The organism is Endozoicomonas sp. ALB032 (genome assembly GCF_049310125.1).
Classification (GTDB): domain Bacteria; phylum Pseudomonadota; class Gammaproteobacteria; order Pseudomonadales; family Endozoicomonadaceae; genus Endozoicomonas_A.
This window is the reverse complement of the sequence record NZ_JBLYNW010000001.1, coordinates 4,853,771-4,878,106: the sequence shown is the minus strand read 5'-3', so window position 1 is coordinate 4,878,106 and position 24,336 is coordinate 4,853,771. Positions and strand designations below refer to the sequence as shown.

16 protein-coding genes are annotated in these 24,336 nt (G+C 46.7%); 7 read left to right on the top strand and 9 right to left on the bottom strand.

Annotated elements, in window-relative coordinates; all coding sequences use genetic code 11:
* Nucleotides 1–132 precede the first annotated feature (132 nt).
* The 4 genes from ACO6VG_RS17810 to rpoE form a co-directional block, all read right to left on the bottom strand.
* Nucleotides 133–612: a SoxR reducing system RseC family protein gene (locus ACO6VG_RS17810; RefSeq protein ID WP_422474987.1), complete on the bottom strand. Its 480-nt coding sequence runs from the start codon at nt 610–612 to the stop codon at nt 133–135.
* Nucleotides 609–1,739 carry a MucB/RseB C-terminal domain-containing protein gene (locus tag ACO6VG_RS17805; RefSeq protein ID WP_422133537.1) on the bottom strand — a complete coding sequence of 377 codons (1,131 nt, stop codon included), beginning with the start codon at nt 1,737–1,739 and terminating at the stop codon, nt 609–611. Before ACO6VG_RS17805 ends, ACO6VG_RS17810 begins: the two co-directional genes overlap by 4 nt.
* 4 nt (nt 1,740–1,743) lie before the next feature.
* On the bottom strand, nt 1,744–2,424 hold the full coding sequence (locus ACO6VG_RS17800; RefSeq protein ID WP_422409019.1) for a sigma-E factor negative regulatory protein: 681 nt from the start codon (nt 2,422–2,424) through the stop codon (nt 1,744–1,746).
* A gap of 128 nt (nt 2,425–2,552) precedes the next feature.
* A complete protein-coding gene (gene rpoE / locus ACO6VG_RS17795) occupies nt 2,553–3,140 on the bottom strand; it encodes an RNA polymerase sigma factor RpoE (RefSeq protein WP_422133535.1) in 588 nt (195 codons plus the stop codon).
* Between the two features lie 669 nt (nt 3,141–3,809).
* Here rpoE and nadB point away from each other — a divergent pair.
* The gene (gene nadB, locus ACO6VG_RS17790; protein WP_422474985.1) at nt 3,810–5,438 is read left to right on the top strand and encodes an L-aspartate oxidase; all 1,629 of its coding nucleotides are present in this window, start codon (nt 3,810–3,812) and stop codon (nt 5,436–5,438) included.
* Nucleotides 5,439–5,484: 46 nt separating this feature from the next.
* Here the strand turns inward: nadB and ACO6VG_RS17785 are convergent, their stop codons facing one another.
* Both ACO6VG_RS17785 and ACO6VG_RS17780 read right to left on the bottom strand, forming a co-directional pair.
* The gene (locus ACO6VG_RS17785) at nt 5,485–6,777 is read right to left on the bottom strand and encodes an MFS transporter (RefSeq protein ID WP_422474983.1); all 1,293 of its coding nucleotides are present in this window, start codon (nt 6,775–6,777) and stop codon (nt 5,485–5,487) included.
* A 218-nt stretch (nt 6,778–6,995) separates the two neighbouring features.
* Nucleotides 6,996–7,733, bottom strand: coding sequence for a helix-turn-helix transcriptional regulator (locus ACO6VG_RS17780; RefSeq protein WP_422133532.1), 738 nt, complete (start codon nt 7,731–7,733; stop codon nt 6,996–6,998).
* Between the two features lie 439 nt (nt 7,734–8,172).
* On the opposite strand from ACO6VG_RS17780, the gene ACO6VG_RS17775 reads away from it, so the two are divergent.
* The 3 genes from ACO6VG_RS17775 (at nt 8,173) to ACO6VG_RS17765 (ending at nt 12,916) form a co-directional block, all read left to right on the top strand.
* Nucleotides 8,173–9,372, top strand: a complete 1,200-nt coding sequence (locus ACO6VG_RS17775; protein WP_422133531.1) for a hypothetical protein — start codon at nt 8,173–8,175, stop codon at nt 9,370–9,372.
* Between the two features lie 526 nt (nt 9,373–9,898).
* Nucleotides 9,899–11,290, top strand: coding sequence for a hypothetical protein (locus ACO6VG_RS17770; RefSeq protein WP_422474980.1), 1,392 nt, complete (start codon nt 9,899–9,901; stop codon nt 11,288–11,290).
* Between the two features lie 390 nt (nt 11,291–11,680).
* A complete protein-coding gene (locus ACO6VG_RS17765; RefSeq protein WP_422137843.1) occupies nt 11,681–12,916 on the top strand; it encodes a hypothetical protein in 1,236 nt (411 codons plus the stop codon).
* A gap of 21 nt (nt 12,917–12,937) precedes the next feature.
* On the opposite strand, the gene ACO6VG_RS17760 is transcribed toward ACO6VG_RS17765, so the two are convergent.
* The gene (locus ACO6VG_RS17760; RefSeq protein WP_422474978.1) at nt 12,938–13,381 is read right to left on the bottom strand and encodes a hypothetical protein; all 444 of its coding nucleotides are present in this window, start codon (nt 13,379–13,381) and stop codon (nt 12,938–12,940) included.
* Nucleotides 13,362–13,652 (bottom strand): succinate dehydrogenase assembly factor 2, encoded by a 291-nt coding sequence (locus ACO6VG_RS17755; protein WP_422133527.1) that lies wholly within the window; start codon nt 13,650–13,652, stop codon nt 13,362–13,364. The genes ACO6VG_RS17760 and ACO6VG_RS17755 overlap by 20 nt, the downstream gene beginning before the upstream one ends.
* Before the next feature lie 248 nt (nt 13,653–13,900).
* On the opposite strand from ACO6VG_RS17755, the gene ACO6VG_RS17750 reads away from it, so the two are divergent.
* Together ACO6VG_RS17750 and speD are read left to right on the top strand one after the other, a co-directional pair.
* Nucleotides 13,901–14,956 carry a YgfZ/GcvT domain-containing protein gene (locus ACO6VG_RS17750; protein ID WP_422133526.1) on the top strand — a complete coding sequence of 352 codons (1,056 nt, stop codon included), beginning with the start codon at nt 13,901–13,903 and terminating at the stop codon, nt 14,954–14,956.
* 542 nt (nt 14,957–15,498) lie between these two features.
* Complete coding sequence (gene speD / locus ACO6VG_RS17745; protein WP_422474976.1) at nt 15,499–17,796, top strand: adenosylmethionine decarboxylase; 2,298 nt, start codon at nt 15,499–15,501, stop codon at nt 17,794–17,796.
* A gap of 148 nt (nt 17,797–17,944) precedes the next feature.
* Here the strand turns inward: speD and ACO6VG_RS17740 are convergent, their stop codons facing one another.
* Complete coding sequence (locus tag ACO6VG_RS17740) at nt 17,945–23,857, bottom strand: transporter substrate-binding domain-containing protein (protein ID WP_422409032.1); 5,913 nt, start codon at nt 23,855–23,857, stop codon at nt 17,945–17,947.
* A 137-nt stretch (nt 23,858–23,994) separates the two neighbouring features.
* On the opposite strand from ACO6VG_RS17740, the gene ACO6VG_RS17735 reads away from it, so the two are divergent.
* On the top strand, nt 23,995–24,279 hold the full coding sequence (locus ACO6VG_RS17735) for a hypothetical protein (protein WP_317141800.1): 285 nt from the start codon (nt 23,995–23,997) through the stop codon (nt 24,277–24,279).
* Nucleotides 24,280–24,336: the final 57 nt, after the last annotated feature.

Below are 24,336 nucleotides of genomic sequence, written 5' to 3'. Positions count from 1 at the left end.
CCTTGTGATTAGAGACCCAAAATGGGTTTTGTGAATGAATGGTTATAACGTTTATTATGAAAAATATTCTGATGGCTAACTTTCCATATTCATTTTTCATGTTAAAAAACATTTTTCTTTGTTTTAAGCTGTTTATGCAGACCAGGACTGATCGATTGTGATTAGTTCAGGTCCGACCAACTTGCGGGGCATCACCTTTATCACCCTGACGCGACATTGGTCGCTGGCTGAATGACCCAGCATACGCACGGAAACAAACCCCGCAGCAAGGCCTGCCATAGCAGACAAGGCGGTAAAAAAATCATTCCAGCCAACAGCCGTGGCCAGCAAGAGTGCACCCATCATAGCTACCAATGGCATCAGATAAACCAGAAACGAGGCTCTCATCAACGCACTTTCAGGTATACCTATGATGACCTGATCATCCTCTTCAATAGAGAAGTCATTGATCGCCTGGATATACGACTGATGTTTATTGGAGCGATACTTCTCAAGCAGATTCTGACCACAGCCATTTCGTACACTGCAACTCGAACAGGTGCTTTTGCGAATGGTTTCTACCCAGACAGCCCCCTGCTCAATAGCCACAACCCTGCCTTCTTCCTCAATCATTTATCTGCCTTCCGACTCTGTTCCCTGGGGCGAACTGAAACCGCTATCCTCTCGGCCGTACCCAATGGAATCTCTCCCAAAACAGTGACATGAAAATACTTTTCACCGTTACGAAAGACTTTAGACACTGCTGCCATAGAACCGATCTGCTCAGTAGCCTGACTCAATACCCGGGTTTCATCCGGCTCAACAAATACTGAAAAACTGGCCAGTCCATCAGAAAAGTTCAGAGTATCCACCTTTTGATTACTGACAGCTGAGTTTCTACTGCTGTGGCCACGAGGCGAAAAGCCTTCAGGTATCCAGCCAGTTTCCCATTTCCATTCAGCCTTTTCAGGGACTGATTTACTGCTAAGTTTCACTACATTCTTGCCCGATGATTCAGGCAGTTTCCGTTTTAATCGCTCCAGCTCTTGCGAAGTCAACTCTTTCGGAAATTCAAGGCTGGTAAACTGCATTCTCTCGATGATCCTGCCTTCTTTGTCCACCATAACGGACTTGAGCAGCAGACCGGTTCGACGATCCAGCCATAATTGATAACCGTAACGGAAGCGGTCCGTTGGTACCACCAGCAGCTGAACGGCTTCCCTGCCAGCCACCCTGTCCAGTGCAGCTGGCTTCAGTTTGTAATGTTTGTCAAAATGACCGGAAGTAAAACGCCCCACCATAGGAACCAGAGACTCGTGCTCAAACCTTGCAGGCTCTCTTCCAGCGCTGGCAAAAGTGATATTGTTTCCCTGACGAACCATCTCTCTGGGCAATCCATCAAGGTAAGCAATACTCTCCAGCTCTTCTGACTTACCATTCACCTTCTGAAGCGTATGCGTAACTGCCAGGGTCTCAAGATTAGCACCCTGTTGGTAAACAAAGTGTCCGCGATAGGTAAGATTTTGAGTGGCCTGAATCATGGTTTCCATCCACTTTTCGGGCGTATCGGCAGGCTTGGATGACTGGCCGACAGGCTTAGATGACTGACCGACAGATTTAGATGACTGGTCGGCAGGTTTTGATGACGGATTGCCCGATTTTGATGACTCCCCGTCAGCAAAGGGACGACCCACTGTTACTACCAGCAAAACCAGCAGTAATGGCAGTAAACGCCCCCTGTTCAATCGAATTCCTTTCATAAACTCATTGTGATTCAAAAGTGGTCAAGCGTGCAAAAGGGAGGATTCCCTGTCCTGAATTCATGGCACTCATTTCAGCATGCTGAAGTGCATAAGCCCTGAAACGTTCCTTAATAGCCCTGTCTGCTAGGCTCTGGGCCTGAGCAAGTTGTTCCGGGGTAATGCTGTCATGCTGACGAGAGTTGTATCCCGCCTGGATCCCGGCAGCACCATAGCCATTATGCATGATCTGCACAGGCTGCAACAGTGTCGTTTGATCAGTTACCGATGTGACCAGAGGTAAAGCTTCCGGAGTGGTGTGGTAATTTTTTACACCCAGCAACACAGCCAATGCAACAGAAGCAGCTACCGCTAGTCGCCCCGCTTTAGACCACCAATGCCCAACACCCTTCAAGACGCTGTAACCGGTTACAGATCTTTCTTTAGCCAGAGAATGAGGTGGCTCAGCCTCCAGTTGGTCGCGAATACCGGCTGACAGATCGATATTCATAAATTCGTTGGTTTCTCGCCGCAGCGCGTCACCTGCTATCTGATACCTGCGAGCTTTGCCCCGTAGATCTTCATCGCTGCCGATATTATCAAGCACCCGCCGCAGTTCAAACTCTCCAGCTTCACCGTCCATCGCTGCTGACAGTGACTCATTCAACCTTTCCTGGGCATGATTGTGAGGTGTCTTCTCACTCATAGGCATACCTCCGGTCATCCGACCTGTCTGATACCCGATGCATCAAGTATCAACAATATCAATCAACATAACACGAAAATGATCACCATAAGGAAATCATTTTCTTCACTCATGGCCTTAACGGCCAGTTATGGACCGCGACGCAAAAGTGGCTCGACTTCCTTATCAATCGCCTCTCTGGCACGAAAGATTCTTGATCTTACCGTACCGACGGGACAATCCATAACATTAGCAATTTCGTCATAGCTGAGACCATCAAACTCCCTCAGCACGACAGCCGTTCGCAACTCATCCGGCAGACGACGGATTACATCATGGATAACCCGTTCAATCTCATCCCGGTAAAGATTTCTCTCGGGGGTATCAACCATTCGAAGAGACGTTGTAGTGTCCAGAAAATCTGCATCATGAACATCAATCTCAGACTCCGGAATCTTGCGCCCCCTGGAAACCAGATGATTCTTGGCAGTGTTCACAGCAATCCGGTACAGCCAGGTATAAAAAGAACTGTCGCCGCGAAACTTGTCTATTGCCCGATAGGCCTTAATAAACGTTTCCTGAGCTACATCCTGCACTTCCTGATAGTCAGTAATGTAACTACCTACCAGACCCAGTACACGATGCTGATACTTGAGAACCAGCATATCGAAAGCCGCTTTATCGCCCTTCTGAACGCGCTCAACGAGCTGCTTGTCCGCCTGTGGTTGTTCTACCATAGAGGGGGTCTCCCACTATTGCAGAAAACACATGGGCAAAAGGGAAAGGAATGGAAATATGAGACAGTCAGCTGACCGACCACAAATCGGCATCCCGGCTGACCAGACTCCCCCCCTTTCCACAAACACATGCTTGTGCTGTGAACTCTATTTTCTTCTATATAGACCATGTTTTGGCCAGAAAGTTCCCGAACTCATTCAAAAAAATTCACAGTATCGGCTGAAAACTGATTCGGACTATCACAGCGTACTATAGTGCTCGCCATAATTTCTATATACTAGATACCGATTTTTCAGTGTTTTATAACGCCGTACGTTGTGTCTGCTTTATATACCGCCAAAAGCGAAGACTGCATTACGAACCTCAGGGAGCGTAATGATTTTCACTGCAAAGGTGAGTGATATTCTCCGTACAGACCATCGGCAACCTATGACACAGCTTTAGATGGAAGTGAGTTTAACCGCCATGATTCTTAGTTCCAGTTTCACCTGTAAAACGACCATATTCACTTTATGTCCAGCTTCAGACACAGGAATCTCCACTGTCTATTGATGCCCAGTGGATAATTTCCCTGCCCGTGTTCATAATATTTTTCAGACCTGAGTCTGTCAGTGACAGACTCCCGGTACAGACCCAGCAGTCTGTTATAAAAGGATCAGAGAATATACATGCATCCAATACTTGACTATGACGTAGTAATCATTGGCAGTGGCGCAGCGGGACTGACACTAGCGCTGCACCTGGACAGCCAACTTCAAGTCGCCATTCTCAGTAAGGGTGAGCTAATGGCCGGCTCTTCAGCCGGGGCCCAGGGTGGTGTCGCTGCTGTTCTGGACACACAACAAGACAGCCTGGACAAACACATGGAAGACACACTTCTTGCAGGTGCAGGACTCTGCAGGGAGTCCACTGTCAGGCACGTTGTAGAACAGGGTAATGCCAGCATCCAGTGGCTGATTAACCAGGGTGTCCCCTTTACCCGTGATGAAGAAGATGAAAAAAACTTTAATTTTCACCTGACCCGTGAAGGCGGTCACAGCACCAGAAGAATTATTCATGCTGCCGATGCGACCGGCAGAGCCATTTCAGAAACCCTGATCGATAAAGCCAGAAAACAACCCAACATTCATCTCTATGAGCACCACCTAGCCATCGATGTCGTTGCTACCAACAAACTGGGCCTGGATGAGCAAAGGTGCGTCGGGGTCTATGTGCTGGATATTCGTTCAGACCAGGTAAAACTGTTCCGTGGACGTGCACAGGCTATTGCCAGTGGCGGAGCCAGCAAAGCCTATCTTTTTACCACTAACAGCGATGGTGCCAGCGGAGATGGTATTGCTATGGCCTGGCGTGCGGGCTGCCGGGTTGCCAATCTGGAGTTCAACCAGTTTCATCCCACCTGTCTATTCCATCCCAAGGCCAAATCCTTCCTGATATCTGAAGCGGTTCGAGGAGAAGGAGGTATGCTGGTTCGCCCTGATGGAACCCGCTTTATGGATGACTACGACCACCGTGGCGAGCTGGCGCCCCGGGATATTGTTGCCAGAGCCATCGATCATGAAATGAAAAAACTGGGTGCAGACTGTCTGTTTCTGGATATCAGTCACAAGCCACGGGATTTTATCAGATCCCACTTTCCGAATATTTATGAGCGGTGCCTGGAATACGGGATTGATATGACCCATGAACCTCTCCCCATCGTTCCGGCGGCTCACTACACCTGCGGCGGCATTCTTGTAGACCTTAACGGTCAAACGGACCTTCCGGGACTTTACGCCATCGGTGAATGTTCATTTACCGGCCTGCATGGTGCCAATCGTCTGGCCAGCAACTCACTGCTGGAATGTTTCGTCAGCGCCAGAAGTTGCGCTGAAGACATCAACCGCACCATCGCCGATCAACCTCCCTGCCCTGAAATCCCGGTGTGGGACGACAGTCTGGTGAGCGACTCTGATGAAAATGTTGTCATCTCACACAACTGGGACGAACTCAGACGCTTCATGTGGGACTACGTTGGCATTGTCAGAACGACCAAACGCCTGCTCAGAGCCAGAAACCGATCCAGATTGTTGCAGCATGAGATTCATGATTTTTACAGCAACTTCAAGATTAGCAATGACTTGATTGAATTGAGAAATCTGTCTCAGGTTGCGGAATTGATTATTGAATGCGCTCTCTCTCGGCAAGAGTCACGGGGATTGCATTTCAACCTGGACTTCCCGTTCACAGAGGATCACAGCAAGGAAACTACCCTGATACCGGAAAATTTTGTGCCGGAAAACGCAATTAAGTTTTAATACCTCCAAAGGGCTGAAATCCACAGACTCGCAGGCCAGACATTTTCTAAGCCCCGGGTTTCGGCTCTTTAGAAACAGGAGCATGGTTCCTTCTCTGTTCCGGCGCTATCAGCATCGCCCCAAGACAGCCGACAACCCCAGCGACCATCAGGTAAAATGCTGGAGCTGCCTGCAACTCTGTCACTCGAATCAACCCCATTGAGATAACCGGGCCAAATCCGGCAAAAATCATGGCAGCTATGTTGTAAACGAAAGCCACTCCGGTAAAACGAATGCCTACTGGAAAGGCCGATACCAGCAACAAAAAGGAAATAGCATCAATACTTCCCCATAAGATGGCTCCAATGAGAGCAGTCACCGGCAGATTCGCATCGCCAGAAGCATACCAATGAAAAAGTGGCCAGGCCATCACAACGATCAGAAAAGAAGACCCCAGCATCAGATAGCGCCTGTCTAACCGATCAGCCAGCCAGCCCGTCAGCAGGCACACAGGCACTCCGACAAACATACTGATCCCGTTGGCCACCGCCACTTCTCTGGCCGAATAATCAAGCAGCCCTGTCAGATAGCCAGGCATAAACAGTACCAGGATTGTCACAGCAACCAGCACCGGCATAACCAGCAGAAACCCGGTAAAAATTTTTGACTTGTATTGCTTGAAAAGGGTGCGCACTGGCACTCTCTCTGCTTCACCCCGAGCCAACAGCTGCCTGAAAGCTTCCGGCTCCACAAAATGTCTTCTGACGACATAACTGACAGCCCCAAGAGATCCACCCAGTATGAAGGGCACTCGCCAGCCCCAATCAATCATTTGCTCCACCGTCAACAGATAAACAAGACCCCCTTGCAGGCCAATACCCAGAAGAGTTCCAGTCATAGTGGTTGCACTCAGGATACTGACAGCAAAACCCTTTGATTGAGCAGGGACAGTTTCATAGAGATAAACGAAAGCACCACAGAGCTCACCTGCAAAAGAAAACCCTTGCAAAAAACGTAAAACAGCAAGGAGTACAGGTGCCAGCAGCCCCCACTGAGCGTAACCGGGTAGTAGGCCAATCAATAATGTTGAGATAGCCATTAAGAGAATGGTGACCGTAAAACTGGATTTACGGCTATGGCGATCTCCCCAGTGACTGAAGGCGATAGCCCCAAGTGGCCTGGAAATGTACCCAAACGCAAAAGTTACAAAGGTATTAATGAGTGAACTGGTAGTACCAGAAGCTGGAAAAAAAACCTGAGAGATATAGACTACCATGTACGCATACACAGTAAAGTCGAAGGCTTCAAGGAGTCCGCCCATTGATGTAATCGCTATTACCTTTTTCTGGGACAAAGCCATAGCTAACTCTCTGAAAAATTCATCAGTAATATTGCAAAAAAATGACTTAACTTAATCTCAATAGGTCTGCAAAAAAGCATCACATATCATCTATCCGCTTCTGGGAGCCCGTTTCAGAATAGCACCCGTCAAAAAGCCTCTCGGACTACTGTCCTACGCGGCAACGCAGGAGCAGTTGCCGCGTAGGACAGTCTGTGCCCGGTCAGGCTCCAGGTGCATCACCGATCGTTAGCCATAATCATAGACAGCTCTCTGAGACGTAAAGTAGGAGGCAGGAAGTCATGAAAGCCCACAGAAATCGCTGCCTCTATCAACTGGGCGATGGAATGCACATCAAACTTTTTCTTCAGATGCTCAATGTGGGACCGGATAGTGTTTTCAGACAGTGACAGAATGCCGGCAATTTGCTTGATCTGCTGATTACAGATCAGGAAGAACAACACCTCGGACTCTCTGGGACTCAGGTTGGGCATGACACCCACACGAAATGTTGACTGACCTCTGGCTCGACCGTCCAGCTTCATCAGACAGCGGATGTTCATGGCTGCTTTCATCCATGACTGCGTCACCGAATAACCATGGCTGAGCACACCGTCTACCTGGTGCAGATGGTTGTAGTGAGGTTTTTTCCTGGAAATGTAGGCAAACCAGCCATTTCCTCCCGGATGCACATTAAGGACAGTAATCTCTTTTTTTTCCCTGATACAAATGTTGTTCTGCTCCACAATCTGGTCAGCACAGCGAGAGAATATGGGTGCTGGAATCTCTGAAAACCGTTTTCCACAGAGTTTGTAGCGGCGTGGAATACCGTACAACCGAAGAGAGTGCTCATTCATATAGAACGCTCTGGCATGGCAATCATGCACACCCCAGGCCTGCATGCGGTCGTGCTCCATAAAATGCATAAAGTCACTGGAGAGTTCCGGAGCAGAAGGTAAGTTATCGATAGAGGTCATTTTGTTATCACAATCGGTATGACTCAATACACCAGGTTTGCTCCTGCCCACCGTGGCCAGGCATAAAAAATTACAATCTGGACAACACTCTGAAATACTCACCGAAAGCCAGCTCAAAGTGACAAGAGTCACAATCCATTCAGTTGCAATTCAAGGCAAACCCAACCTGCGAATGAACAAGGATAGACCAATATTGACCATCACTGTGCGATCGATCATATTTTTAAAAAATAAAGAACATAAGTACTCAACTATTTACCTGCTGTGGCACAATGAACTTTAATCAGTCCGTTTCGTAATCTTTCATTAGGGTTTTGACTGGACAGGTAAAAATGTGCTGCCTAAGCTTCCTTCTGCTCTTGGCATTCAAGCAAGCTATTGCGTCCAGAAAACAACCTTTGTTTTTGGCTTTTATCCTTTAAGATGGTTTTTATAATTCATGAAGATACTTTCAAGTCTGTTTCTAGCCTTGATGCTGCCTTTTTGCTCTTTTCTCCGGGCTGCGAATAATGAAATTTTTGACGACGGCCTGCCGCCATATAATCATAAAGCCAAAATTAAAGTCACAAAATTCATGAATGGCTACTTGATCACCACCTCTAAAAAAATATCTGTCTCCATAAATCCGTTGGCTAAGACCATGCAAGGGAGTCAACCAATAAACAAAATTGAGTCCAAAGTTCGCTTTCAGAATAAAGAGTCTAATTTTCTTTATTACACTCTCAGTGGGTATGCATTAAAGGAGCCTTTGTTCCATCTGGTTTTAATTGAAGAACCAGAAGACTCTTCAAAATTGTATCTTGGTTACTATGAAGAGGATGAAGACAGTGTTATTGATACCACTGTTTTAAGTTCAACTCCTGCGTCCATCTTTCTAAAAAACGTTCTGGAAAAGTCTGACACATCGGCTTCCAAAATCAATGGATTCAGCACCAATAAGACTGTTTTACCACCTCATTCAGGGCAGTCTGCAAACGACACCTTGATAAATACCAATCTTACTTCCAGGAATACCGCCGGGTTACAGGGTTTGATGCCGAAAGAGCCTGACCTTAAGCCCTTCAGACCCATACTAAGTCTGGAAAAAGGGCAGGATTATGCAATCGAAGTAGTCTGGAAATCAAAGGATGCAATAACGTCAGTTGTAATGTCTGACACCAGTAGTATGACGTTTACAGCAGCCAGTACTTCAGCAACCGTGTCTTCATCAATACACCCTTCACCAGTCCAGTCTTCATCAATATTGTCTTCGACAAAACAAATACAGCCAGTCCCATTGGCAGAAATTTCCGAAAATGTCGGCACAGAGATTATTATCAAAGATAAAGACGGGATGACTCTGGCAACATTAAACCTTGATCTGGAGCCGGGTTATTTTTCGCTCAGTGATGAAAACGGATATTTGCTAGAGTACGGAATTGATCGGTTCGGGATTCATCAGCTCACTAAAATTCAAACTCATATTGAATATGTGAAAAAAAACGGGTCTAATCCTGATCGGGAAAAACCTGAGCCTGACATCATGCGTAATTTTATTGCCGGACTTGTCGCATTTGGATTAGGCTGTGTTGGTTTGGCAGCATTTATAAACCATCGTAAGAATCGTTCCCCTGCGAGACTTGATGAAGTGCCTTTATAAAAAGACCCTGAGTTTATTTATACGCTCTCTTTTGCCAACGGTTGCAGCATTAGTGGCAATTACAGCTTTCATGTCCTCTATAACGAAATTTAACTGATTGTTTGGAGCAGTGAAACACCAGTATTCGTTATGGCAGCAATATAAGCAGATATTCGTCGCTGCGTTCATCAATAACTAAACACAGCGTCTACCTTGTGCAGATGGCTATGTCGAAAAACCAACCATTTCCTCCCGTATGCACATTCAGGACAATAATTTTTGACCCTGATACCAATGTCGTTCTGCTAAACAATCCGCTCAGAAGAGCGAGACAATATGGCTACTGGAATTTCTGTAAACCGTTTTCCGCAGAGCTTGTAGTGGTTTGGAATATCGTACAACCAGAGAGAGTGCTCATGTATTTTGATTGGACAGATAACAATGTGATATCGAATTTTCCTGCTACCATAAACACCTGACAAAACTATTATGTTCGGAAAATAAAATTTTCTTTGATTTTTTATCCTTCAGGTGCTTTGTAAAAATCATGAAGTTACTTTCTAGCCTTCTTTTATCCCTGACGCTGCCCTTTTGTTCTTCTCTTTGGGCTGTGAATGATGAGATCAGACCAGACGGTGTGTTTCCATACGATCCTCAGGAATACGCCGCTGACGAAGGAGTTGGTGCTGTTCCTGAAAGGGACAGAAGAGAAGCGCGAAGGGGCAGTGGATCCTCTGGAGGCGGCTCAAAGGGAAGCGGCTCAAAAGGAGGCGGCTACAAAGGAGGCGGCTACAAAGGAGGCAGCTACAAAGGAGGCGGCTACAAAGGAGGCAGTCATAAGGCGACAAACTACATAAAATCATTAGCATCAGGCGCCAAAGTCAAACTCACAAAATTCATGAAAGGTTACTCTCTGACCAACTCTAAAAAAATATCTGTCTCCGTAAACCCGATAGGCAGGTCCCTGAGGGGAAGTCAGCCAGTAAACAAAATTGAGTCCAAAGTCCAATTTCAAAGTAAAGAGTCTGGTTTTCTTTACTACACACTCAGGGGATATTTATTACGGAATACTTTGTTCCATATGGTTTTAATTGGAGACCCGGAAGATTCCTCAAAATTGCATCTTGGTTACTATGAAGAGGATGAAGACATTGTTATTGATACAGCTACTTCCAGTTCAACGGCTGCACCCATTTATTTGCAGAACGTTTTAAATAAGTCTGAAACGCCGGTTTCCAATGATTCTGAAACCAATAGCACGGTTTTACCACCTCATTCAGGTCAGACTTCAAACGACACTTTTATAAATGCTAATTTAACATCCCACAACACCACCAGATCGCTGGGTCTGATGCCAAAAAGACGTGAGCTTAAGCCCTTCAAACCCATTCTAAGTTTGGAAAAGGAGCAGGATTATTCAATCGAAGTCGTCTGGAAATCAAAGTCTGAAATAACGTCTGTTGCCATGTCTGACACCAGTACAATGACGTATACAACAATCAACCCTTCACCAACCCAGTCTTTATCACCACAGTCTTCATCAATAGCCTCTTCGAAGAGAGAAATACTGCCAGACGCCTCGGCCATTCCAGAAAATGTCGGCACACAGATCATTATCAAAGATAAAGAGGGGATGACTCTGGCAACATTAAACCTTGACCTGGAGCTGAGTTACTTTTCATTCAGTGATGAAAACGGATATTTGTTGGAGTACAGGATTGATGGGGACGGGATTCATCAGCTCACTAAAATTCATACCGAAACTGAATATGAGAATCAAGGCAGAATTGTTTTCACCTCTCAAGAAGGACCTGATGATACCAGTCTAATCGTGGTTGGCTCAGTGGTTGCTGGGCTTCTATTACTCTACGTCGGTGCACTCGCATTAATACACTATTATGAGAATCATTGGGAGAAGAGACCTTACGCAAATCCTTGAGTTTTTTTATACGCTTCTCATTTGCTCCAGTTGCAGCACTGATGGCAGTCTCTACTGTAATAGCTTTTTTAACGACATTTAACAGATAGTTTGGTGCACGGAAGCACCGGCATTCATCAATACTAAGCGCAACCTGAAATAAACACGAGTACCATTCATGCAATCGACGACTTCTTTATTGGACAAGTAAAAATATGCTGTCTAAGCTTCCCACCAGTCTGAGCATCCGGGTCAGCTGTTGTTTCCGGCGAACAACTTTTTCTTTTGGTTTTTAACCTCTTCAGCTGGTTACCATAATTTATGAAGATATTTTCAAGCCTGCTTTTGGCTCTGCTGCTCCCTTTTTGTTCTTCTCTTTGGGCTGGGAATGATAAGATCGGAGCAAATAGTTTGTTGCCATACGACTCTTATGAGTACGACGTTAATGAAGAAGGTGACGTTGTTTCTGAAAGGGACAAAAGGGAAGCGCGAAGAGATGGCGGCTCTTCAGGAGGCACTCACAAGCTAACAAACTACATAAATTCATTAGCATCAGGAGCCAGAATTAAACTCACAAAATTCTTGAAAGGTTACTCCCTGACTACCTCTAAAAAAATATCTGTCTCCGTAAACCCGCTGGGTAGGTCCATGCGGGGGAGTCAGCCAATTTACAAAATTGAGTCAAAAGTCCGCTTTCAAAGTAAGGAGTCTGATTTTCTTTACTACACACTCAGGGGGCATTCATTACAGGAGGTTTTGTTCCATCTGGTTTTAATTGAAAACCCGGTCGATTCCTCAAAATTGTATCTTGGCTACTATGAAGAGAGTGAAGACAGTGTTATAGATACAGCTGTTTCCAGTCCATCGGCTGCGCCGATCTGTTTGCAGAACGTTTTAAATAAGTCTGACTTACCGGTTTCAGTCACCAACGCTACTGACACTAATAGCACGATTCTAACACCTCATTCAGGCCAGTCTTCAAACAATACTTTTATAAATGCTAACTTGACTTCCCATAATAACACCGGGCCAGAGGGTTTGATCCCAAAAAGGGGTGAGTTTAAGCCCTTCAAACCTATTCTAAGCTTGGAAAAAAAGCTGGATTATTCGATTGAAGTCGTTTGGAAAGCAAGGGCTGAAAGAACCTCGGTTACCCTGTCTGACACTGGTCTAATGACGTATACAACAATCAACCCTTCTCCAATCCGGTCTTTATCAATATCCTCTTCAACAAGAGATATACTGCCAGACGCCTTAGCGGCCATTCCTGAAAATGTTGGTACAGAGATTATTACCAAAGATCAAGACGGGATGACTCTGGCAACGTTAAGTCTTGACCTGGAGCCGAATTACTTTTCGTTCAGTGACGAAAACGGATATTTGCTGGAGTACAGGATTGATGGCGATGGAATTCATCAGCTCACTGAAGTTCAGACCGATACTGAATATGTAAACAGAAATGGAAATAGAGACAGAAACGGAAATCTGGCAAAACCTGAACCTGCCTGCTCAATCCATTGTGCTTTGGCGTTAGTCGTCGCGATTGGTCTAGGTTGCATGGGTTTTGCAATAATGATAGTCAAGTATCAGGATCGTCGACTCGAGAGACAACATTATAGATTCCAGCGAAACCTGTTCGGTGAATAGCCCCCTATGATTCAGTGGCTGTCAATTTCTTCCTTCAGTCATCAACAGCAAGCGCAACCTCAAAGCATGCAGCGATTCAGGGTGATCAGAGTCTTTGAAAAAATTCACTGAATAATTTCGCTCATCCTCCCCACGAAATCTCAGACACATCAGCCATGGCAATACCAGCCATTCCCCCCTTGGTCGGCATGTCTGCCAACCTTTATGAGTCTCGATAAACCATCGATCTCCATGCCAGCGAATAGCCAGCACGATAGTGCCAATACTCTTTTTTAGCCGCAACAGATAATAATGAATGGCATAGGCATTCAGGCCTGCAAAAAACAACAGGGAGTAAGTAAAATCAAGAGAGGTGAAAAACAGTGCCAGACTGGCAAGCAGATAACAGAAAACAGCCAGTATGAAGTGACGAACAGAAAGGCCTGCCCGCACTTCAATCAGAGTATCATTGGATGCTAACCGCATTCTTCAAACCACTCGCTAAACCACTACGGGCATATTGCAGAACTTTGTCCACCATACTTGCCAGCCCAGGGTCCTGAGGACGACCTTCTCCCATAAACCAGGCAAACAGGTCCGGATCTTCGCAATCAATTAATTTCAAGTAGACAGACTGATCTTCCACAGAGAGTTTTTTAAAAACCTGATTGGTGAAGGGCTCGAGCAAGACATCCAGCTCCAGCATACCGCGTCGACTGTGCCATTGCAGGCGTCTGAAATCATCAGCGCTCAACATTATCGCAATACTCCCTTGATTGAGTTCGATAAACAGGAACAGAAAGTCTTGTCACAGGACCAGAAGCCTGTCTAAAAGTAGACAGGACAAGCATCTTGTTTCCAGCGACGAGTATTATACGGTTTAGTTAGAGTCCTGAATACTCTATATTATGACGACTAACATTCACCCGCCCTTATCTGTATCCATTGCCAGCCAGCGGGGATACTGAAATCAGCATACTTTCGAAACATTGCAGAGAATGGATCATGACTAACGATCAAGAAGAAAGATTCCAACAGTTTTTTACTGAACGGGGCGCTCGTTATGAAAACGGCAAACTGCTTGACTTTGGTGAGGCCTCTCCAGCAGCCGAACCGGAAAGCCCGATATTATCTGTTCTGGATCAAAAAGCACTTTTGCAGGTTTCTGGCCCGGATAGTCTGAAATTTCTCCAGGGACAACTCACTTGCAATCTTGATACGCTTGCGACTGACCAGTTTTGCGGGGGAGCGGCCTGCACCCCCAAAGGTAGAATGTTCACCAGCTTCAGACTGCTCATGGCCGGTGAAGATCAATTTATGATGGCTATGCATCAGGGGCTGGTTGAGAGCACCCGGACCGGCCTGGGAAAATACGCTGTTTTTTATAAAACCGAACTGACCCCTGACCAGAAGTATGTTTGTCTGGGGCTTTCCGGAAATGCTGTTGAAGAGAAAATTGCCAGTCTCTTTAATGATGTTCCCGATGGCAACAGCGCGCTCAATATTGATCAGCAGGGTTGGCTTCTGAATGTTTCCGGGAGCCTGAATCGTTTTGAACTCTGGATTACCTTCGAGCATCTGGCAACACTCTGGGACAAACTCACTGAGCAGTTCTCACCCGCAGGGCATCAGCACTGGCAGCTGCTGGACTGTCTCGCAGTCGAGCCCTGCCTGTCACCGGAAACCGCAAATAATTACATTCCGCAGCATCTCAACCTGCCCTCACTGAAAAGTGTCAGCTTCAGAAAAGGCTGCTACACCGGCCAGGAAATAGTTGCCCGCATGCAAAATCTGGGGCAGCTTAAGAGTCGTTGCTATCGCCTCAGCTCAGACCAACAGCTGAGGCTGGAACCTGATACGCACCTGTTCAATAGCACAGGCAAAGCTATAGGTGAAGTGATTGAAAGCGTTCAAACCGGACAGGGAACAGAGCTGCTGGCGGTGATTCGAGTTGAATCCGCCCAGAAAAATGATATTCGACTGGATGGCGGTGAAGGACAAAAACTCAATTGTCAGCCACTGCCTTACGAAGTGGATCCCAAACAGGAACTGCAATTTTAAAAAGTGTCTAACTGCCAGTGAACTCTAAGTACTCAGCCATACGGAATCGAATATTTCTGGCTTATTGGGCAGGTGCTCTGCAAGGCGCAATGACGGGAACATAGCAAGCTATGTGACCAGAGTTGCAACGCAGTCAGAGTGCCTGAACAATGAGTCAGAAAGTATGATTTCGTAGGGTTGAGTACTTAAACCAGGGTACCTGCACATTAACAGGAGGTACCTCTGGCTTCAGATGCTCAGAACACCATCAGCTGAATACTGAGCATTCATTCCCTTGAGCTATTCCCGACGAATAACCCATCGATAATATAAAACATTGTCGTTTGTCCTGAAACCTCCACAAGCCGGTAATCTGTGTTTTAAAGTAGCGCTACCGGCTGCAATAAACAAACAATCCAAAGATGTAAATTTCATATCGTTTTGGAAAACGTTTTAGCTTTATTTATGAAATTTCCGGTCTAGGATGAGTAGCGCCCTTAAAATGAATTGTCACGGCACGGATGCTTTTGTTTTAACTTTTAAAAATCAGGCAGAGTGCAGTTATGAACATTTCCAGATCCGGGTCAGGGGTCGTGATATTTTCAGCAATCTATGCCCTCTCTTGTCATGCTTTGCCCTCAGGTGGCTCAACGGACAGTTCCATCGTTAGAGAGGTTTCAAGTTGTTCTGAATTGACCCGTAGTGTCGACAGGGATGTGTGCAGTCGCCATTTACCTGCTTTTAAGGCGCTTATCAGGGAGAAGAACAATCAGGTATTTCTGTCAACATCTTCGCCAGGAACTTCTTCAGACGCTTCTTCAGGCATTCCCCCAACTTCTCCCCCAATGTCTGAGCCAATTCCTGAAACAATCAAGATAATAAAAATATCTGCGTCAACACAAAAACCGGGTCATGAGTTTTTTGAAACTTCGAATCCAACATTGTTTATCTTTGATGCAGAACGATCACCCGGTAAGGGACAAGCCGCCGTCTATGAATTACCACTGTCAGAATTCATAACTGGCGATGGCAAAAGAATCAACAGTTTTCATCTGCCGGATAACTCAGCTTTTGTGGGGAACAGTGCAGACATTCTGCCAGAATTTGTGATTGAGGGAGTTCTACAGAATCATTTTGTGATGTCGGCACCTCATCATGATTCTGTGTATTATCTGGCGAATATCAAAATTAATTCCAGAAACCCTCTGGATAAAAGCGTTTCAACAGCGACAGCTGCCACGGGACAGTCCGATACAATCCCGACCACACTGCGTTGTTCACCGACAGGCATTATGGATCTCAGGGGCGCGGGTATTTTCGTTGCAGACAACATCAGAGTGGTAGTGGTTCCTGCAGATAACGAAATGGGGATCAAACCGATATATCTCGGTTGTGCCTGTTATGATGGCAGGGGAACAGAGGCAAATTTCATCTATCGATTTATGCACTCTGAATTTGATCTTCTGCAAGACGTACAGAAATTAACAGGCATTCAAAGCGCTGCATTGAATGTTGAATGTTTTGAGCAAACAGGGCAAGTACACTTGACCCTGAAAAACACTAAAACCGTCATAGCTGTACCCACTGAAACTGACACACCCAGATCCGGGTCACTACCTGGATCGCAACAAAGCCGTAGTGTGTTGTTCTCCATGAACTTATGGCCCAGAGAAAATATTCTGAGCTTTGTCGATGCTACCTGTAACAGTGTCGTTGATCAGCATGATAATGATCTATCCATTGACTCAGCTCATCCAGCAGATCCCTATCACTATATGGGTGACGTTTTTGGCAGTAATAACTGTTCCAATATCAAAATGGTTAATGGACCCTTTGGATTAAAAAACAGAGAGCAGGCATGGGGTTGGATATCCGTAGACGACACTGATCAACACAGTTGTACGACTCTGTTTGAAAAGGTTTATCGAACAGGATTTGCCCCAGTGCGCACATGGGCCAGGGCGGGTTTTGATGTTAAGTGTGATTCTTCTGTGCCAACACCCGGTTCATCACCCGCATTCATTCCTGATGCAGGTGATACGGGCGCTATGTTTATGAATAATATTGAAACAGCAGAGTCACAAAGACTGGAAAGGTTAGCCACATGGGAAAAAGTAGGCTTAGGTGCTGGCTTCTCTATTTTGAATCAGGCTATAACTCAAACCTGGTTCCACCTTTCAAAACTTATCAAGCAGGCCTGGATAAGACATACCAGTCAGGTGTTAGCGGCGACATTGGGTTTGGGTCTTCCGGCTCTCCCGTTGTTACCGGAATGTATTATTGGATTGAGAAGAAAGTCAGGACATAACCCATCAGGGGATCCTGGTCTATTGAGACGTCCAGATCTATATCAACCAGGTAATTTATTAGCGACATCTTCCGTTACTCAAGGATCTTTTGCTGAATTAGCTGTTTCCATAGCGCATGATGGGCGTTGGCCCACCCACGACCATACTTCCATCACTGGTGAAGAACAGGCGGATCACTTTATTACCCGTGATGGGATAACCTTTGCGGGCACGCATTTGATCCTCGACTTTTGGGGAGCTGAAAAGCTGGATCACCCCGCTCTGATGGAACAAGCACTGCGTGATGCGGTTGCAAAGGCAGGTGCTACCTTGTTGCATATCCATCTTCATCGCTTCGAGCCCAATGGCGGCATTTCTGGCGTTGCAATACTGGCTGAGTCGCATATCAGTGTGCACACCTGGCCAGAGAGGGACTTCGCGGCGTTCGATATCTTTGTCTGTGGTGATGCTCAGCCAGGATTAGCGATTCCGGTCTTAAAGGCCGCCTTCAATCCTGACTCGGTTAATATGGTTGAGCACTTGCGCGGTCAGGTACTCAGCGAAAGTGAGTAAAGCATTTATCATTAAGCGAATACACCTGTGGGAAGTTTTTCAAAGAACCTTTTATAAGGTGCTGTGCCAATAATATCGCGTCAACAAAATGCACTTTGAAAGTAACGAACCGACTATAAATTCAATCGTCGGGAATTGCTGCATTTTCTTAATGCTCGATTTCTGACTGAAAATCCTCAAGAATCTGCTCAGCTACTTCAAAATCATAGACTCTGATGCTTTTCTGCAGTCTGTCCAGTTTCTGTTTGTCAACCTTACCGTTCAGTCCGCCAACCAGTTCAGACAGAGACTCTGATGCAGAAACATCGCCTTCCTGAAGTTGAGTGATCATGGAACTCATCAGAAAGGACAAGCGTTCAACCTCAACCATCCCTTCGCCTATCACTTCTTCTTCCGGGCCGTTCTCGACCAGCTGCTTAAGACTCTCCATCACTTTGTTAAAGGCATGCTCAAAACTTTCAATCAACGCTTTTGAAGGCAATTCATCCCGGTTTCTCAAGGCTGCCTCCAAACGAGCCGCAGTAATATGCAACTGTTCTGCCCCAAGGCTGCCTCCAGCCCCCTTAATGCCATGAACAATAAAACGGGCACCCTGCCAATCCCGTTTATCCAGACAATTCAAGAGCTTTTGCAAGTCTTCTCTCTGATCCAGATAAAAGTTCACTAGCAACTGCCGGTATAAATCGACATTTCCTCTAACCCGGTTCAGACCATTGTGGAGATGAATGCCTTCCAGTTTCTCAAGATCTTCTGCAAACGCTTTTTGCTCTGATGCACCCTTTGCAGCGAGGCTGGATGACTTTCCTCGTTCAGGCACCTGAAGCCAGCGACCTACCATTTCCTGCAACTCAGCAGGATTCAAAGGTTTGGAAATATGATCATTCATCCCCATCTGCAGGCAACGCTCACGGTCACCGGTCATAGCATGGGCCGTCATGGCAACAATCGGCAAATTTTTATCACCTGAATTTCGTCGTATGACTCTGGTTGCCTGATAACCATCCATCAGGGGCATCTGAATATCCATAAAGACCAGGTCAAAAGCTTTGGATTCAAGAATATCTACAGCCTCCTGACCATTATCTGCCAGGGTCACCTTCAGCCCCATACCTTCGAGCAGCTCACGGGCTACCTGCTGGTTAATCTCATTATCTTCCACCAGCAGAATATCACCATTCAACGTCTGCTTGCCGGCACTGCTGTCGATACCCTTGCGGCCGCCACCCGAGCTTTTATAATCAAGGGTGCGAAGAATGGTTTCTATCAACACAGAGCTGCTGGCAGGCTTGATCAGGAAAGCGTCTACCCTGCCAGAAGCCCTGATCATGACCTCTTCACGACCGTAAGCTGAAACCATGATCAATACGGGTGCAGAGTCGAGATTCATCGCTCTGATCTGCTCTGCCAGCTCAATGCCATCGGTATCTGGCATTCGCCAGTCCAACAGAGTCACAGTAACCGGATTATTCGAGTCAAGATTGTGCTCTCTCAGGATATTCAGAGCCGTTGAACTGTCACAGGCTTCCAGAGTTTCACAGCCAAAACTGTTGAGCTGACTAACCAGTATCTTCCGGGCCTCATCAGTGTCATCGACGACCAGCACTCGTGTGCCGACCAGCGCCTGATCATTAAGCCCAATCGGTACACCCAGACCCAGCTCAACATCAAATCTGAAGGTACTGCCCCGATCAATTTCGGACTCCACCTCAATATCACCATTCATCATATTGACCAGACTTCGACAGATGGCCAGACCGAGACCCGTACCCCCAAATTTACGGGTAGTGGAGCCATCAACCTGAGAGAAAGACTCAAACAGTCGGGCCTGATGTTCAGGACTGATACCGATACCGGTATCCTGTACTTCAAAACAGATTCTGGCAGTTTTTGAATTAAGCGACAGTAGTCTTACTGAAATTCTGACAGCCCCAACGTGGGTAAATTTCACAGCATTGTGAATCAGGTTAATCAATACCTGTCCAAGACGCAGAGGATCACCCCGGAGGTGGTCCGGAACATCCGGCGCAATATCGTAGCCAAGTTCAATCCCCTTCTCTTCTGCCCTTACGTTGGTAATGTCATAAACATTGTCAAAAACATCCTCCAGATTAAAGTCAATGGTCTCCATATTGAGCTTTCCGGCTTCAATTCTGGAAAAATCAAGGATGTCATTAATAATGCCTAGCAGAGCATGGGCAGAGGACTGGATCTTGGTGACATAATCCTGCTGCTTGTCAGACATATCTGTTTGCAACACCAGGTGGCTCAGGCCAATAATGGCATTCATTGGCGTACGGATTTCATGGCTCATATTGGCCAGGAAGTTACTTTTCGCCTGGTTAGCCTGATCTGCGGCTTCTTTGGCTTTATGAAGCGTTTCTTCAGCGTGCTTGCGGTCGGTGATGTCACGCCCGGTAGCAGAGAGATAACCTTCGCCTTCGTACTCCATATAGTTCGCCGTCACTTCAACCGGGAAAACCCTGCCATCATGGGTTTTGCGCAGGGTCTCATAAGTCATTGCCTTGCGCATGGTCAGCTGATCCCAGAGCCGCTCCCAGGAAGTTTCCGTCACCGCAGGATTGATATCCATGATGCTGAGTTCCATCACCTGTGCGGTGGTATAGCCCAGGGCGCGGCAAGAAGACTCATTCACATATTTATGGCTGCCATCATGGCGGAACCAGTGAATGAAGTCAGCAGCCCGATCCAGCGTGAAACGGGCCATTGAGAGTTCACGCTCACGTTCTTTCTGCTCGGTAATATCCACCATGGTGCCCACTGCTCGCAATGGATGACCACGACTATCCCGGAAAACAACCTTACCTTTGTTCCTGACCGTAGCGAAACTGCCATCCTTGCGTCTGATCCGGTATTCATAGACGAAGGCTTTATCCGAGTGAGCAAACTGGTCGTTAAAGAAATCTACGGTTGCAATCTTGTCATCTGAGTGGATCAGCCGACGCCAGCCCCCTGGGGTATTTATCAGCTCTCCGGCCTCATAGCCGAGCATACTTTGATATCGGGGACTGAAATAGATACGTTCATTAGCGACATCCCAGTCCCAGAGACCATCGGAAGCAGCATCCATCGCCAGCTGATAGCGCTCTTCACTGGACCTCAGGGCATCTTCGGAGAGTTGTCTTGAACGCGCAACAGCCACCAGTTCACTGGCCCTGCGCAGGAGATCCACTTCATCACTCAACAGTTCGTCTTCGGTCTGGCGATTGAGAAAAATGACCCCACCTATCTCTTCAGCGAATAGCCTCATGGCCACATGAATCCCTGCTACCACTCCGTCCTTACTGATGCTTCTCAAAGATTCGCTTTTGGCTAACTGTTCACTATCAACACTCAATTTCATTGTTGCTATACCATCTTCAGATGGCTGGCTTCCCTGACTGAGAGCACCCCGGAGCAACTCATTCAGGTCAGCCATTTTCAGAAATTTTCTGTCGGACCAGAAATGTTCAATGGCTGCATGTCCATCCGTTCTCGAATAAACCAGAGCTATGTCGTAACTCATAAAGACAGCCAATTTGCGAAGGAAGTACTGAACGGCCTCTTCAAGCGGTTTGTTAATGAACTTTCTGGAAATATCACTGAGCAGGCGGTCCAGATCTGAACGGGCTTTCAACTCTTCTTCGGCACGCTCCCTTTCACCGATTTCCAGAGTCAGCCTTCGGTTCCAATAAATAATGAGAATCAGCGTCACAAAAATCAGTAACAGCCCGATAAACAGTTCCTTGTTAGGCTGCCACCTCAGCTCAGTAATAGAGACCCAGCGACTGTTAATCTGCGACTTCTCTGCCTCAGTCAAACTGTCAACCGCTTTCTGTAGAATGGAACCCAGCATGGGCCAGTCATTGCGACTACCAAGAGCATATTCATATTCAAAACCTGCCTCACCCACCACGCGAAGATTGGTGACTTTGAGTCGATCAAGCTCAAAACTGGAAGCTGCAATGTCGGCAATCACCGCATCCAGAGCACCGCTGGAAACCCGACTGATACCACCACTGAGACTGGCCACCGGCTTGAAATTAATACCGGAATTTTTCGCTCTGAAATAATCAAGAGAAGCACTGCCAGGCACATAACCCACATCGTGTCCTCTCAGATCCCGAATATTTTCAATGGTTTTATCCGAGGTTCTGGCCAGAATCACGGAAGGCACCTTAAACAACGGGCTGGTGAAGTCCAGATAACGACTGCGCTCGTCTGTCTTCTGTGCCATGCCGAGCACATCGGTTTCGTGACGATAGGCACGACCCAGAGATTCGGTCCAGACCTTGGAGGGGTTAAGACGGAATGTTAAACCCAGACGATCTTCAAGAAGACGAATATAATCAACGGCTATGCCTTGATAATTCCCTTCTTCGTCCTGAAAAAGGAACGGAGGATGATCCGCCTGCACATCAATCTGGATAATACGATTCCTGTCCAGCCAGCGACGCTCCGCTTCGGTCAGGTTGACATTGGTAACGCCCTTGCCAAAATACCGGTTATCACTGTTAACAATCCAGCGCTCTTCAATCTTACGGTATTCTTCTGGCGAGATATCTCCCAGCCCAGTGTTGACCAGAGTAATCAGATCATCTGTTCTATCGGCGGCTACCCCGGCAGCAATCGCCTCATTCATATTGAAGTATTTGCCACTTTTGAGTTCACCGATCAGCCCCATAGCGCCCAAGGCAGACTCAACCACCACAGGCTCAGCCAGGAGCGCATCAATATCACCTTTAAACAGACTCTGGATCAGCTCAATGACATTATCACGGGTTACCACTATAACCCCCGGAAGCCACTTGTCGACAAATTCTTCATGACTGGAGTCTGTGACAACGCCCAGCCTTCTGCCTTCCAGATCAGGCCCAAGATCATTGAGAGTCTGGTTACTGCGATAGTAAATTCGTGAATTGATGCCATAGAATGGATTGGACATACGCATCCACTCACTGCGAGCCCGGGAGGGCGAAATGCTCCCGAGAACATCTACCTTGCCACTCTTCAGTGCCCGAATGATCTCTTTTTGTTCTCCCATTCTAAAGCGAACAGGCGTAGAAGTTTTTTCTGACCACTTTCGCCAGATGTCTACATACATACCTGCCGGTTTACCCAGCGCATTCACAAAAGACAGCGGCGACGAGGCTGATTCCAGAGCAATAACCAGTTTGCCAGAAGTCTGGCTATCATTCCCAAGCCAGTTCTCGAATACCAGACTCTTACGGTCCTGCGGTATCATTTCCATACCGCTTTCAATGATAGAACCCAGGGCAGAACGTTTTTTATTAATCCCGGCCAGAAGTGAAACAGAAGTATTCAAAGGCGATGCATAAGGCGAGTATTCGGAGCTGACCCCCCGACTTTCCAGATAATACCCCAATACATCTGCATTACCGGCAAACAGCGTCACCTTCCTGGCAGCAATGTCGTCAATCATTAAATGCTGATTGTCATACTCTTTCAGACGGACATCAGGAAACCGCTTAATGATCTTGTCTTTCAGATAGTCATTGTCCAGAATGGCCACCTGATGCTCTGACAACAGCTCCTCAATGGGCTTTGGGGTAATGTCGTTGCGGATAAACAAAGCCCTGCGACTCTGGAAGATCTCGCGGGTCATAACACCTATTTCGGTGACTTCATCTGCCGACCCAAGCAGAGCAATGACATCAATTTCATTATTTTTAAGTAGATCGATCGCCTGTTGTCGAGCCATGGGATAGAACTTGACGGGCACGCCAACCTGTTCAGACCACTCCCGCCAGAGGTCGAGTATCAGACCGTCCGGTTCACCGGCATCATTGGTGAAAGCCCAGGGCAGAGAGTCTTGCGTATAAGCAATTTTAAGAGGCTTGAAATAACTGGAGTCCGACTTGAGCCTGCTGTCATCAGCCCAGGCTGAAAACGACAAAGTACAGAAAAAAAGCAGGCTAACGAAGTAAAAAATCAGGCCACGTTTTCTTTTTATAGTGAAAACAGACTCTTCACCGAAGGCTTCCAGACTAACCAACGGTTCAGGACTGTTTTCACGCTCAAGGCTTTTTAGAGCGTATGACATAAGAGCTCGTTCTGGGTCTATATAGGACTTGGCACGAACATTTTACCTGTAATCAACGGCTATGCCACTGAGAGAAGTACGCAATTTCACAGACAAGAACCTAGAATAAATAGAGGTATACCCATTCCGGATGAATCATGGATATTGAAAAACGATCCCAACAGAGTCTTGATGAGAGTAAAAACTGCATTCTTGAGGCCCAAAACCTGATGGACAAAATGGCCGCCCTGCGAGGAAAGCTAAACATCCAGGAAGGCGCAGGCAGACGCTACCTGCAAAGAATCAAGCCTGATGAAGCCAGCCTGAAAACCGCTGAAAAGGAAATTGCCAGCCAATACACCGGAAAAAGCAGCAACCCGGAAAGGAAGAAAAAGAAGCACAAGAACCTTATGAATGCCCTGCACAGACATGGCAGAGCCTGATCAGGAACACAGGCAGATTGTGATTACTGCCTGAAAGCATTGTTTTTTAACTTAAAG